General features: G+C 59.8%; 11 protein-coding genes, 1 tRNA gene and 1 pseudogene. All 13 read right to left on the bottom strand.

The window, feature by feature from the left end:
- Nucleotides 1–127 precede the first annotated feature (127 nt).
- Nucleotides 128–568: a glycine cleavage system protein H gene (locus RO009_10115; protein MDT3685382.1), complete on the bottom strand. Its 441-nt coding sequence runs from the start codon at nt 566–568 to the stop codon at nt 128–130.
- 9 nt (nt 569–577) lie between these two features.
- Nucleotides 578–955 (bottom strand): DsrE/DsrF/DrsH-like family protein, encoded by a 378-nt coding sequence (locus RO009_10110; GenBank protein MDT3685381.1) that lies wholly within the window; start codon nt 953–955, stop codon nt 578–580.
- Nucleotides 952–1,959, bottom strand: a complete 1,008-nt coding sequence (locus tag RO009_10105; GenBank protein MDT3685380.1) for a hypothetical protein — start codon at nt 1,957–1,959, stop codon at nt 952–954. Before RO009_10105 ends, RO009_10110 begins: the two co-directional genes overlap by 4 nt.
- Before the next feature lie 56 nt (nt 1,960–2,015).
- Entirely contained in the window at nt 2,016–2,441 is a 426-nt protein-coding gene (locus RO009_10100; GenBank protein MDT3685379.1) for a hypothetical protein, read from the bottom strand.
- Entirely contained in the window at nt 2,404–2,868 is a 465-nt protein-coding gene (locus RO009_10095) for a hypothetical protein (GenBank protein MDT3685378.1), read from the bottom strand. Before RO009_10095 ends, RO009_10100 begins: the two co-directional genes overlap by 38 nt.
- A gap of 20 nt (nt 2,869–2,888) precedes the next feature.
- A tRNA-Sec gene (locus RO009_10090) sits at nt 2,889–2,984 on the bottom strand.
- 129 nt (nt 2,985–3,113) lie between these two features.
- A pseudogene (gene selB, locus RO009_10085) lies at nt 3,114–4,946 on the bottom strand (selenocysteine-specific translation elongation factor).
- Nucleotides 4,943–5,743 carry a tetratricopeptide repeat protein gene (locus RO009_10080; protein ID MDT3685377.1) on the bottom strand — a complete coding sequence of 267 codons (801 nt, stop codon included), beginning with the start codon at nt 5,741–5,743 and terminating at the stop codon, nt 4,943–4,945. The pseudogene selB and the gene RO009_10080 overlap by 4 nt, the downstream one beginning before the upstream one ends.
- Nucleotides 5,743–7,158, bottom strand: coding sequence for an L-seryl-tRNA(Sec) selenium transferase (gene selA, locus RO009_10075; protein ID MDT3685376.1), 1,416 nt, complete (start codon nt 7,156–7,158; stop codon nt 5,743–5,745). The genes RO009_10080 and selA overlap by 1 nt, the downstream gene beginning before the upstream one ends.
- Nucleotides 7,159–7,170: 12 nt before the next feature.
- Nucleotides 7,171–8,088: a formate dehydrogenase accessory protein FdhE gene (gene fdhE, locus RO009_10070; GenBank protein MDT3685375.1), complete on the bottom strand. Its 918-nt coding sequence runs from the start codon at nt 8,086–8,088 to the stop codon at nt 7,171–7,173.
- A gap of 84 nt (nt 8,089–8,172) precedes the next feature.
- On the bottom strand, nt 8,173–8,841 hold the full coding sequence (locus tag RO009_10065) for a formate dehydrogenase subunit gamma (protein ID MDT3685374.1): 669 nt from the start codon (nt 8,839–8,841) through the stop codon (nt 8,173–8,175).
- Nucleotides 8,838–9,779 (bottom strand): formate dehydrogenase subunit beta, encoded by a 942-nt coding sequence (fdxH, locus tag RO009_10060; GenBank protein ID MDT3685373.1) that lies wholly within the window; start codon nt 9,777–9,779, stop codon nt 8,838–8,840. The genes RO009_10065 and fdxH overlap by 4 nt, the downstream gene beginning before the upstream one ends.
- Nucleotides 9,780–9,795: 16 nt before the next feature.
- On the bottom strand, nt 9,796–12,873 hold the full coding sequence (gene fdnG / locus RO009_10055) for a formate dehydrogenase-N subunit alpha (protein MDT3685372.1): 3,078 nt from the start codon (nt 12,871–12,873) through the stop codon (nt 9,796–9,798).
- Between the last annotated feature and the right edge of the window lie 25 nt (nt 12,874–12,898).

The raw sequence follows: 12,898 nt of genomic DNA, 5'->3' as shown, positions 1-12,898 counted from the left end.
GGCCAATGGAGCCAGGAACGCAATACGCGCGACGTGATGAACGCGGGTGACGTACTTGCACGCTCTTGCCGTATGTCAAAAAGACCTGAATTCGCGGGTGCGAGGCCCTCCTGCAATCGCACTCTCGCTAGCCGCCGCAACCTGGATAGCCTTCGTTCTCCATCCAGTCCTCATATGCTGGCCCTACCGCCGCACCAGTGACCAGGCCGGCTTGCCAGTCGCCTTTCGCTGGTCGCACAAGCATTAACCAACCCTCGCCGTAACAATCGTAGTTCGCCGTAGTGGGTCGTGCCACCAATCCCTCATTGACGGCAGCCACCTCGCCATCAAAGGCGGCGCGCACAACGCCAACCCATTTGGCACTCTCGATCGTGGCAATGGAACGTTGCGCTTCAAACACACGGCCGGCACGCTTGGGCGTGAACACCAGCACTTCGCGCGCGAGCGCGATGGCCACTTGGGTCATGCCTACGCGGACAAGACCGTCTTTATCCGGACTGTACCAAGTGTGATTTGGAACGTCGTAGAGCAGGTTATCTGGAAACATGCATCCGCGAACCGCAACCACCCCACTCTCCTAATAGGTCAGCACCCGACAGTCATCCTCCATGATTCCCTCGATCATGGAAGCCGCACCCATCATGCCGCTGCACTCAGAAATTAAATCCTCTTCAGTGATATCAAACAAATCAAGATTGGCAGGGCACGCCCAGAAGCGCGCGCCATGCTGATGCGCCTCCTTGATCCAGTCGTGTACAGTCATGGGATGTCCGGCCTTGGCGTGCAGATTCTCGGCGACACCCTTGATCATCAGCTTTCCGGCGGTCGCCGTGCAGACAACATCAACCTCGTAATCCATCGCAGCCGCTACGGCAGCATGGTAGAAGGGCGCGGCGAGCTCCTCCACATTTCGCGGGTCGGTGTTCAGAAGGACGATAAGAAGTCGTCGTTTCACAGGGATTTCGTTCGCCGGCCGCAACCACCGACCGCCGCCTTTGCAATTGCTGCCGCAAGGTCGCAGCAAGAGGCACCGCGCATTTCGATCTGTCTACTGGACAGGATTTCGACCGTCCGTTCGGATGCATGCTGCACTGGCATTCCGCGCAGCGCGGCTTCCAGATCGGGAATCGTCCGGGACGGAGAGACGCTGAAATTTCCCGTAAGCCATATCTGATCAATGAGGCGTTCCGAACCGGGAATGAGTTTGATATAGGCATGGACACAGCCGTCTCGTCCAATCATCGTCATTTCCTCGCTCGGCAGATCGCAGCCGCTCACAAAAGACTCCAGCCCAAATTCCGTGCGATGCCATTCTTCGGCCAGCTCCCTCTCTTCGACCGTCAGGTCTCGCCGTATGGACGACCTACCAAGCGCATGGGCAAGTTCCGCCTCTATTGCATTTTCGATCTCACCCGGATCCGGATTTCGCCCCAGAATTTCCGTCACAGTCGCCAGCCGCTCTCTGAGGTCGTGACGGAGTGACTGTGTGCGCTTCAAAGGCAGCTTCAGAAACCGAGACATGTTCGAAAGACTGGCGTCGGTGAGTATCGTTCCCTGATAAACCAGCGTGCCGCCGTCGAAATAGCCGCTCATACCGCATATCTTGCGGCCTGCGATCTCAATTTCGTTTTCAGCCCGGTAGCGCGCAGGCAGGCCGAGACGTGCCAAAGCTGCGGCTACAGCTTCGCCGACCGCAGCGGCCGCGTGATTGAGTCGAGAGCCGACAGTATCGCGCCCAATGACCAAATCCCAAGCAAGAGCACCTGGTGCCATATAGACGGCGCCACCGCCCGTCACGCGTCGCGCAAGTTCGATTCCGGCGGCTCGGCACCTGCCGACATGGACCGCCTGCCCGAGATTCTGATGCCGCCCGATAAGGACAGCAGCCGGATAGCGATGAAAACGCAGTGTGTCGGCGATCCGCCCGGCGCGGTGCAGCTCGGTCAGCGCCGCCGTCATCGCGACATTCCAGCGCGCCGGCATTTCTGCCGTATCAAGAATGCGCAGCGCTACGCTCATTGCGGCAACGCCTCCTCGATTTTCAACCGGCGCCCCCATTTATCGAAAAAATGACCCTCATTGATGACCAGGCGGTCTTCGACCACGCGCTTTTCTAACGCCCGCAACGCCGCGCGTGCTTCAGCGTCGGTTACCGGACCGCCATCCTTCGCGGATACAGTCTCCAACAGCACGCCGTCCCAGGCGACGCCAGCGCCGGCGAGCAATTTGCAAAACTCCATCCAGTCCAGTTCCTCGCCGATGACATGCATAAAGGTCGATCGCAGCGGGGACACGGTGGTGTCGCCGATTCCGACAAGCACCACAAGCGCCGTGAAACCATCCAACCGGCGGAATTCTTCCACCACCCAGTGGTCAAAAAGAAACGCACCACTTGGCAACGATTCACACTTCGACAAGCGGCAGCTCCAGGGGTTCTGCATCCATCAGACTCAGGAAAGAACCGTTCCGGTTCTGCGCGAACCAAGTCTCAAACGCGGCAAGATCGTCGTCGATGCCATGCACGTCGACTGCCGGCGGCTCGTCGCGGCACATCTCCCAAAGCGAAGCAATAATCGGGCTGAAGCGCTCCAGGACTTCGCGCTGTGACTCGGTTGCGCCGGTCCATCCGATTTCCCGCAGAAACGCCGCAGATCCCCGCGCGGCGGCCTCTGCCTCATCTTTGGCGCCGGCCACGGCCTCTGCGACAGACCTCACAAGAGCCAGCCGCCGGAACGAGAAGGCGCGCGCGCGCTCAAGCTCCTTGATCCGCTCGGCCGCCTCGCGGCGATATGCATCTTCTGATGCGCTCTTAGAGCGCGCCGTCGAGTCGAGCCTTTGAAGATAATTGTCGATCGGCTTCATGCTCATCGTGCGGTCCTTCGGGAAAGTGGCGGAAGAGAGTGGGAGTCGAACCCACTAAGAACCGTCTCGCGGCCCTTCCCGGATTTGAAGTCCGGACGCCCCACCGGGGACGTTTCTCCTCCTGAAAGCACAGACTTTGGCTCGCCGTTCTCGCCGGCTGGCAGGCGAAACAGGTCGAGACGATGCTTGTTGATGCGTCGCAGATCACCGCGGCGCAGCGTCACACCGTGACGATCGAAAAATTCGAGAATCTGAATGGCGACTTTGCGGCCATTATCGAGCTGGTCGCGAAACTGCGCGGCGGAAAATTCCCCTCTTTTCGCGGACTCCGCCAAGTGCCTAGCTATTTGGACCATTTCCGCGACGGTGCCACGCAGGAAGAAATGATCGTGAGCAACTTCATCCAATTGTCCGATCCGGCTGAGAAGCTTCAAAAGACGCCGCATCTCCGTTTCCGGCACGTCGAGGAGACCCGCGATGTCGCGCACACGCGGGGGGCGGAAGCGCTCCGCACCGCTGATGAGCGGGCGTATCCGCGCCCATAGCGATTCATCCCGCAGCGTAAGCTGCACTTCGTGGCCCGGCAGCTTGACCCATGCACCGTCGAGGGTGATCTCGCCGCGACGCTGCAAATTCTGGAGCATGGCGACGAAGGCAGGAGCCGGCAGGCGTGGTTCAAGTTGCAGACGCAACCGCTCTAGTCCGATCCCGGCGAGATCAGGATTTTCAGCATGGAATCTCTCAAGCGCCGCGATCAAACTACGCTTCAGCCGCAGCCAGCTCGCCGGTGAAAGACCCAGCGTCGTCTTCGACACGGCAATTCGGACAAGCGCATTGCGCTCGACAATAGCTTCGAGTTCCGCCTGCGCCATCGCATGATCGCGGGCGAATGCATCAAGATCAGTATAGCTCGGATCTCGATCGAGCAGACTGAGCAATGCCTTTTCAGGTTGAGCGATGGCAAGCGCTTGCAGTTGCGCGAGACGCTCTGTCGTCCGCCGCTTGCGTGCAGGTGCCCGCAGATCGAGAAAACGACCGCCGCCGATGGTGTGCTGCGCACTCGTGTCGCGCACCACAAAGCGGTCGCCAACGGCCGCGGCGATGGGAGACTCAAGCACGAGCTGGACAAAGGCCGTGCTTCCGGGCTCGATGGGCGTGTCTTGCAGCAGCACAATGCGTGCACCCGTCTCTGCCGCCGCATGATGGAGCCGCACCGGCATCCATTGACCTATAGCCTTGGTTTCAGATTGAAGAACCCGCAATTCGGCATCGATCCGGTCCGCAGGCGCGTGCAGCTGTGGATCGAGAACAACGTCGCCGCGCGAAATCACATCCTTGGTGATCTTCTCACCGACCAGATTGAGAGCGCAGCGATCACCGGGCTGCCCAAACTCCGCGGCGCGGTTCTGCGCATGCAGGGACCGAACCCGCGCCTCCACCCCCGAGGGGCTGACCGTCACACGGTCCCCGACCGCAACACGCCCGGACAATACGGTCCCGGTTACCACCGTACCCGCGCCGTGCAGCGTGAACGAACGATCGACGGCGAGCCTGAACCGACCCTTGTTGGCCCGGATCCCGAGCGTGCGCGCGGCATCGAAAAGCTTCTGCCGCAGTGCATCCACCCCCTGTCCGGTGGTCGATGAAACCGGCACAATCTCGATATCTTTCAAAGATGTCGGCAGCAGTGCATTTGCGATTTCGTTGGTCACCCGCGCGATCTGATCGGCATCGACAAGATCGCTCTTGCTCAGGGCCACGATCCCACGATCGATGCCGAGCAGATCAATGATCGCCAGATGCTCCCTGGTTTGTGGCATGATCCCATCATCCGCAGCCACAATCATCAGGACAAAATCGATTCCTGTCGCGCCCGCCAGCATATTATGGACAAAACGCTCATGTCCCGGTACGTCGACGAAACCAATGATGCGGCTGTCGTCGACCGGCAGATAGGCGAAGCCGATATCTATGGAAATACCACGCGATTTTTCTTCCTTGAGTCGGTCGGTGTCGACACCGGTGAGCGCGCGCACGAGCGACGTCTTGCCATGATCGATATGACCTGCCGTGCCAATGATCATGCCACGGGCTCCGGCAAGGGTTGCTCGGCCAGTGCGACCGCGCGATCCAGTTCAGCTGGCGCCAGACTCGCGCGCACAGCGTCAAGGAACGGAGTGGCAAGTTCGCTACCCCCCTCCTGGCCACGCAGCAGCCAGGTCATCGCAGCCACCGGGTCGCGCGCCACGCCAGCACCCAAGTGGAACGCTGCACCGAGCATGGCCTGCGCATCCGCATCTCCGCGCGCAGCAGCCTTGTCCCACCACCGCACCGCCGCGGCTGGATCTCGTTCTACACCAAGCGCGTTGTGGTAGATCATGCCGATCCTGGTCATCGACGCAGCAACACCTTGGGCTGCTGCAGCTTCCGCCCAGCGTCGCGACTCCACATGGTCAGGCGCGATCAGGTCTCCTTCAAGCAGCATCCAACTCAGCATGTCCTGGGCCGGCGCATCGCCGGATTCCGCCGCGCTGCGATAAAGCTCTGCCGCTCGTGCCGGATCAGATTCGACGCCCTCCCCTTTGAAGTAAAGCGCCGCGAGATTGCGCTGGCCAACGGGATCGCCAGCTTGCGCAGACAGCGTAAGCCATTTGAACGCGAGCGTATGATCGCGCTCTACACCCATGCCCTCGGCAAAACAGGCGCCGACGTTGTTCTGCGCACGCGCAACGCCCTGCTGGGCAAGTGTCCCCCAGATTGAAAGAGCAGTCTCATAATCGTTGCGCTGCGCGGCGTCGAATGCGGCCGCCATCGTATCGGCCACGGATTGCTCCTGGGCAGGCCTGGATTTGCGCGCCGAGATACGAGTGAGCCAGCGCATCACTGGCTACCTTTGTGTTTGAACGACACAAGATTGCGGATGAAGCTTCCATCCTCTTCCAGGCAACGCAGATCCAGAATGAAAGTCTGATTGTCGATACGGCCAAGCACCGGCACCGGTAACGAGCGGAACGCCGAGGAAAGTGTCGCAAGCGCGCGGCCGCTGCCTTTTCCCGCCTTCGGCCGAATGGCAATACCGGCGCTCGCGATGGCTTCCTCGGGCATTGCGCCGGAGCCGATCTGGCTTGCACAATCAATCACATTCACTGCAAAGGCCGGACCAACGGCACGGCCGATCACGGGAACCAAACGCTTTGCCGACGCCTCGATATCGGCTTTTGTCCTGGCCAGTAGCCGGACCGTCGGCAGCTTTTCGGCCAACCGATCAGGATCGCGATAGAGTCGCAATGTCGCTTCGATCGCGGCCAGTCGAATTTTGTCCATACGCAGCGCGCGTTTGATCGGATTCTTGTTGATTCGTTCGATCTGCTCCTTCCGGCCGACAATGAATCCGGCCTGCGGCCCGCCCAGCAGCTTGTCGCCGGAAAACGTCACCAGATCGGCGCCCTCGCTGACCGCCTCAGCGACCGTCGGCTCATGTGCAAGACCATAACGCGCGAGATCAATCAGCGTACCGGAGCCAAGATCGTTCACCAGCGGCACGTTGCCTTTGCGGGCAATCTCGGACAGTTTTTTTGCCGGCACTTCCTTTGTGAAGCCGGAAATCCGGTAATTCGAGGTATGCACCTTCAGGATAAGCCCGGTTTTCGGTCCGATCGCGCCGACATAGTCCTTTTCATGTGTGCGGTTGGTGGTGCCGACCTCGACCAATCTTGCTCCAGCGCGCGACATGATTTCCGGCATACGGAAGGCGCCGCCGATTTCGATCAGTTCACCGCGCGATACGATGGCCTCCTTGCCCTTTGCAAGCGTGTTGAGCGCCAAAAGGACGGCGGCGGCATTGTTGTTGACAACCGTCGCGTCTTCGGCGCCGGTCAATTCACACAAAAGCTCGCGAATCAGAGAGTCACGCTCACCGCGCTTTCCTTCCTTGAGGTCGAATTCAAGTGCAAGCGCCTCACGCATGGCGACAGTGGCGGCTTCGATTGCGGCTTCCGCCAAGATCGCACGGCCGAGATTGGTATGAAGCACCGTGCCCGTGAGATTGAACACCGGACGAACATTCGGGCGGGATTCGACTTCAAGTTCCGTTAGCGCGGATGTAGCGATGTCATGAGCGCCGATTGGAGCATTCTGGCCGGCGCCAAGTGCCTTGCGCGCCTCGTCGATTTCGCCGCGAATGGCAGCCACAACCAGTGGACGGCCAAAGCGGTCAATGGCTTCCACCGCCACTGCGGTTTTCAGTATTTCGTCAACCGACGGAATGCGTCTGAGGCGAGTGGCGTCCTTGTGCACATCTGGCCTCCGTCAATAACCGATCAGAAACGGATTGACGCCTCCGCGGCGGAAACCAAGCTCACGCACAAGCAGATCGAGGCCAAGCGTCGCTACGTCGTCGGCGACCGGATCGAGCGCATCGTTTTTGGTCTGATACAGGACCTTCATGTAACCGCGGCAATCGTCGCAGGTCTCGGCTTTGACGGTGCCGCCGCTTCCCTCGATTTCCTGGAAAAGGATTTGCTTGGTGGCCCCGCACAACGTGCATTTCGACCGCAAGTGATTCCAGAGTGTTCCGCACAGAGAGCATGAGCAATAACGCGCGCCCTCCGGGACCGACCATCGGACGATCACGGTTGATGACGGCGCACCGCCGCAGGACGGGCAAAGGCTATCGCCAACAGATACAAGAGTTTTGGGATCGAGGCGCGCGGCCAGACGGGCAAAATGCACCTGCAGGGCGGCGGCGACAAAGATATGCTCGGCCAGCGTCTCGACCGGAATGGATTCGGCAAGGACGTTGTGCACCATTTCCTCGCGCAGCGCCGCGTCCATCAACTTCACGCGATCGCGTGCCGCCGCGGCCTGCGGCGGCATGTTCATTTGCTCCGCGGCCGCTAACAGACGGTCGAAGGTGGCCGCAAAGACCGTGTCCACCGCAAACCTGCCGCGATCAAGCGGCGGCATGGCATGCTCATGCGCGCGCGCAAGAACTTCGGCGTCGATCGCTTCTGGTTCGGCCAGCCCATCCTGCATCGTCGCTTGCGCCTCGCACAGTTCTGCAAGAAAGTGCAGATAGGGTGCAAGATCATGGCCTTCCGCGAGCGCGCGGAAGCGCCCAGCGCGGGCAGCAAAGAGCTCGACAGGGTCGGAAAGCCGTACAAAAGGAGGCTTTGGGATCGTACCGACAGCGGATGGATCAGCTTCTGGCGTTTCGACTCGCGACATCACTCTTCCTCACGAACCTCACGGGTCACGCGGTCTTCCTTGCCGGCGCCGGCAATTATATGCCGGCGCCATATATGCTGCGGTTCAGGATTTACCCGTAACCAGTTCCTTCAGCCATTTGCGATGGTGACGCCAAGCCCACCCGCCGGTCACCTGCCCGCGGGTCATGGCGCTGATCGTGCCCCGCACCCAGATCGCTGCATAAACGTGAACGATCCAGACGCAGATCGCGGTAACCGCGGCAATAGCATGAATCAGAACCGCGATACGCTTCTGCGTGATTGTGAAATACTCGCCGAAATACTGGTCCCAGATGACCACGCCGCTGGTGATCAACACGATGATCAGAAGCGACATTGACCAGAACACCATCTTCTGGCCGGCGTTGTATTTTCCGACTTCAGGCAGATTCTCGTCGTGAGCGGCGAGTACATCGCGCAATTTCGACATCCACACACTGTCTGTCCGCTCCCAGAGATTGAGTTTCCAGAAGCGGAAGAACAGACCCAGGAAGCTGAAGAACAACACGACCCCGATCCACGGATGGATCACGCGAGTCAGGCCTCCGCCACCGAACAGGCCGGTGAGGAAGTAAAGGCTGGGATGAAACAACGCCAAGCCGGAAAGCGCCAGCAGAACAAGGCTTGCGGCCGTGATCCAGTGGTTGATCCGTGCGCCGGTCGTGTAGCGATCCACCCTGACAGGATTGCCGGCGTGAACGCTGTCGCCGGGAGCAACTTCGTAACTGCTCATCGCGATTGTTCCTCCGTCAGACGTTTGGCGTTCTTCTCATCCTCCTCGGATACCCTGTTGGGACCCGATACGACGTGATGGAGGAATCCGAACGCGGCAAACGCGCCGATTGCCGCCAAGCCTGCGTACTTCGTCATGCCTTTCCACGCTTCGACGATCGGGCTGATCGACGGATTGTTGGGAAGGTTGGCATAAATCTGCGGCTTGTCCGCGTGCTGCAACACGTACATGACGTGCGTTCCGCTCACACCCGGCGGATCATAGAGGCCGGCATTCTTGAACCCGCGCGACTTCAGATCCTTGATGCGATCGTCGGCCCACTTCTTCATCTCGTCCTTGGTGCCAAACACAATGGCCTGTGTCGGACATGCCTTCTGGCATGCCGGCCCCTGGCCGACCGCAACCCGATCGGAGCAGAGCGTGCACTTGTAAGCCTTGTGATCGACCTTGGAGATACGCGGGATGTTGAACGGGCAGCCCTTCACACAATAACCGCAACCGATGCAATTCTCCTTCACGAAATCGACGATTCCGTTGGAGTACTGCACGATCGCGCCTGGTGCCGGGCACGCCTTGAGGCAACCCGGGTCCTCGCAATGCATGCAGCCGTCCTTTCGGATCAGCCACTCAAGATTGCCGGATTCCGGATTCTCGTACTCGGTGTAACGCATCAGCGTCCAGGTGTTCGGTGTCAAATCGTGCGGGTTGTCATAGACGCCCACATTGACACCGACCTCCTCTACGAGATCGTTCCATTCAAGACATGCCACCTGGCATGCCTTGCAACCGATGCACTTGGACACGTCAATCAGCTTCGCCACCTCGGTCTGCCGCTTCGCGGCAGGCGTGATGTTGGAGGCCGAGCGGCGGATCAGATCCTGCTCACCGAACTTCGGAGCCGTCGGTTGCGTCGTGGGGTTTGCAATAGGTGGAAACATGTTCTTGCCCTCCCCTCTATGCCACCGGCCCGGCAATGGGCTCGATATTGACCAGGAACGCCTTGAACTCCGGTGTCTGAGCGTTTGCATCGCCCACCGCCGGCGTCAGCGAGTTGATCGGCGATGCTTTCTTCGTTTCGCCGATAAAGCCGAAGTTGAGCGGCAAGCCCACGGTATGAACCGTCCGGCCGTCAATCTGCAGCGGCTTGAGCCGCTTGGTAACAACGGCCTTGCCCTTGACCTCGCCGCGGTTGGACCAGACGCGGACCATCTGGCCGAGCTTGATTCCTTTCTCCTTGGCGAGTTGCTCCGACATCTCCACGAAGAACTCCGGCTGCATGACCGCGTTCGCGTGGACGCCCTTGGTCCAGAAGTGGAAGTGCTCCACCAAACGATAGGTGGTCGCGACGATCGGAAATTCCTTGGCATTGCCAAAGACTTCCATATCGCCCTTGAACACCCGGGCCGCCGGATTGCCGCGTATTTTCGGGAATACTGGGTTGTTTGGCAGCGGCGACTCGAACGGCTCCATGTGGACCGGAAATGGTCCGTCGGCCATCAAGCCGCGAACCCACAGGCGCGACACACCTTCCGGGTTCATGATGAACGGACCGGTGGCCCGTTCCGGCGGAATGGTCGGCACGTAATCCGGCACGTCCGGTCCGGTCCAGCGTGAACCGTTCCAGAACATGTACTTCTTCTTATCGCTCCATGGGTTGCCTTGCGGATCCGCAGATGCGCGATTGTACTGGATGCGGCGATTGGCCGGCCAGGAGAAGCCCCAGTTTCCGTAGACTCCGAGACCTGACGGATCGCTGTTGTCGCGGCGCTGGGCGAAGTTGCCCGCCGGACCGTAGACCCCGGTGTAGATCCACATCGAGCCGTCGGTCGAACCGTCGTCCCGCATTTCGCCGAAGCTGGCGAGCTGCTGTCCGGCGGCGCGAACGACCTTGCCGTCTGCGTCCTTGAGATCCACCAGCGCCTTGCCATTGAGCTCCTTGAGCAGCTCATCGGCAGACGGGTGACTCGGGTCTTTATAGGGCCAGTTGATCGCAAGGAGAGGTTCGGCCGCCTTGCCACCGTCCTTCTCGTACATCTTGCGGATGCGGGAGAACAGATCCGAGAGGATTTCAACGTCCTTTCTGGACTCGAAATACGGATCCGCGGCCCGCCACTTCCACTGGATGAGCCGGCTGGAGTTGGTGAAGCTACCCTCTTCCTCGACAAACGATGTCACCGGGAGCATGAACACTTCGGTCTGGATCTTGGCGGGATCAACATCGTTGAACTCGCCGTGATTTTCCCAGAACCGAGCCGTATCCGTCTCGATCGGATCCATGCTGACCAGGAATTTCAGCTTCGAAAGAGCCGCTCTGGTCTTGTTTGCATAGGCGATCGACATCAACGGATTGAACCCCTGGCAAAGCAGGCCGGTGGTCTTGCCCTGATGCATGACATCGAACATGCGAAGCGCATCATAGGCGACGTCGAGCTTCGGCAGCCATTGGTAGCCGAACTCGTTTTCCGGAGTCGCCTTGGCACCAAAGTAGGACTTCAGGAAGCTGACATAGAACTTCCTGTAGTTCTGCCAATAGCTCGTCTGGTTGGCCTGCAGCGGCTTGAAGGTCCGCTTGCCGAGATGCGATTCAAGCGTCGGCTCGCTTTCGGTCGGCAATGCCAGATAGCCCGGAACTGCCGCCGTCAGTGTGCCGACATCGGTGATGCCCTGAACGTTGGAGTGACCGCGCAATGCGTTTACGCCGCCGCCGGGAACACCAATATTGCCGCACAACAACTGGATCATCGCGGCGGTGCGGATATTTTGCGCACCGTGCGAATGCTGCGTCCAGCCGAGCGCGTACATGATCGTCATGGCACGCTCGCCGTTAGCAGTCGAGCTGACCCATTCGGCAACCTTCAGGAACTTGTCCTTGGGTGTGCCGCTGACGCGCTCGACCAGTTCGGGCGTGTACCGCTCGAAATGCTTCTTCATCAGCTGGAATACGCAGCGCGGGTTTTCGAGAGTCATGTCACGCACGGCAAACCCGTCCGGGCCAATCTCGTATTCCCAGGAGCTGCGGTTGTAGGTGCGCTTCTCCTCGTCATATCCGGAGAATAAGCCTTCGTTGAAGGCATAGCCCTCCTTCACGACATAGGCCGCGTTGGTGTAGTGGCGCACGTACTCCTTGTGGATCTTGTCGTTCGTCAGCAGGTAATTCACCACGCCCGACAGGAACGCGATGTCCGACCCCGGACGAATCGGCGCGTAATGATCCGCCATGGCCGCCGATCGATTGAAGCGCGGATCGACAACCATAAGTTTGGCGCCACGATTGTGCTTGGCTTCCGTGACCCATTTGAATCCGCAGGGATGAGCCTCTGCGGCGTTTCCACCCATGATCCAGACGAGATCGGCGTTACCGATGTCCGTCCAGCTGTTCGTCATTGCACCGCGACCGAATGTTGGGCCCAAACTGGACACCGTCGGTCCGTGTCATATCCTTGCTTGGTTTTCGATCTGTAACATCCCAAGGCCGCGAGCGACCTTGTATGTGAGCCAGCCGGTTTCGTTGGTGCAGGAGCTGCCCGACAGAAATGCCATGGTGGGCCAGCGATTGACTGTCACGCCGTCCCTGTTCTTTTCGACGAAGTTAGCGTCGCGATCTTCCTTCATCAGCTTCGCGATGCGATCCATCGCGAAGTCCCAGGAGACGCGCTCGAACTTGTTGCTGCCGGGCTTGCGATACATCGGGTGTTTAACCCGGGTCTTCGCCCTGATGTAGTCGAGGGCGCCCGCGCCCTTCGGGCACAGGGTGCCGCGGTTCACCGGGTGGTCGACGTCACCCTCGATATGGGTAACTTCCATCTTGCCTTTCTCGGTCTTGCTCTCGGCCGAGAAGATCATCATGCCGCAGCAGACTGCACAGTAAGGGCAAGAGCTGCGGGCTTCCTTGGTTTGCGCGAGCTTGAATGGCCGGATCATTGCGGCATGCGCAGCTTCGATTTCACCAAATCCAAGCGCGCCGATTGTTGTGCCTGCCAATCCCGCACTCGCGCCCTTCATAAATGAGCGCCGCGAGAGCTCCATATTCATCGACGTTTCCTCGCAGATTGGCCCC

Origin of the sequence: Pseudorhodoplanes sp., from assembly GCA_032027085.1 — a bacterium.
Lineage (GTDB): Bacteria > Pseudomonadota > Alphaproteobacteria > Rhizobiales > Xanthobacteraceae > Pseudorhodoplanes.
Note: the sequence above shows the minus strand (reverse complement) of the source record. Positions and strands in the feature narration are given on the sequence as shown.

Coding starts and splice junctions, on each gene's coding strand:
- RO009_10105 (MDT3685380.1), bottom strand. CDS start 1,959: ATGACGGCGGCGCTGACCGAGCTGCACCGCGCCGGGCGGATCGCCGAC.
- RO009_10100 (MDT3685379.1), bottom strand. CDS start 2,441: ATGCAGAACCCCTGGAGCTGCCGCTTGTCGAAGTGTGAATCGTTGCCA.
- RO009_10095 (MDT3685378.1), bottom strand. CDS start 2,868: ATGAGCATGAAGCCGATCGACAATTATCTTCAAAGGCTCGACTCGACG.
- RO009_10080 (MDT3685377.1), bottom strand. CDS start 5,743: ATGCGCTGGCTCACTCGTATCTCGGCGCGCAAATCCAGGCCTGCCCAG.
- fdhE (MDT3685375.1), bottom strand. CDS start 8,088: ATGTCGCGAGTCGAAACGCCAGAAGCTGATCCATCCGCTGTCGGTACG.
- RO009_10065 (MDT3685374.1), bottom strand. CDS start 8,841: ATGAGCAGTTACGAAGTTGCTCCCGGCGACAGCGTTCACGCCGGCAAT.
- fdxH (MDT3685373.1), bottom strand. CDS start 9,779: ATGTTTCCACCTATTGCAAACCCCACGACGCAACCGACGGCTCCGAAG.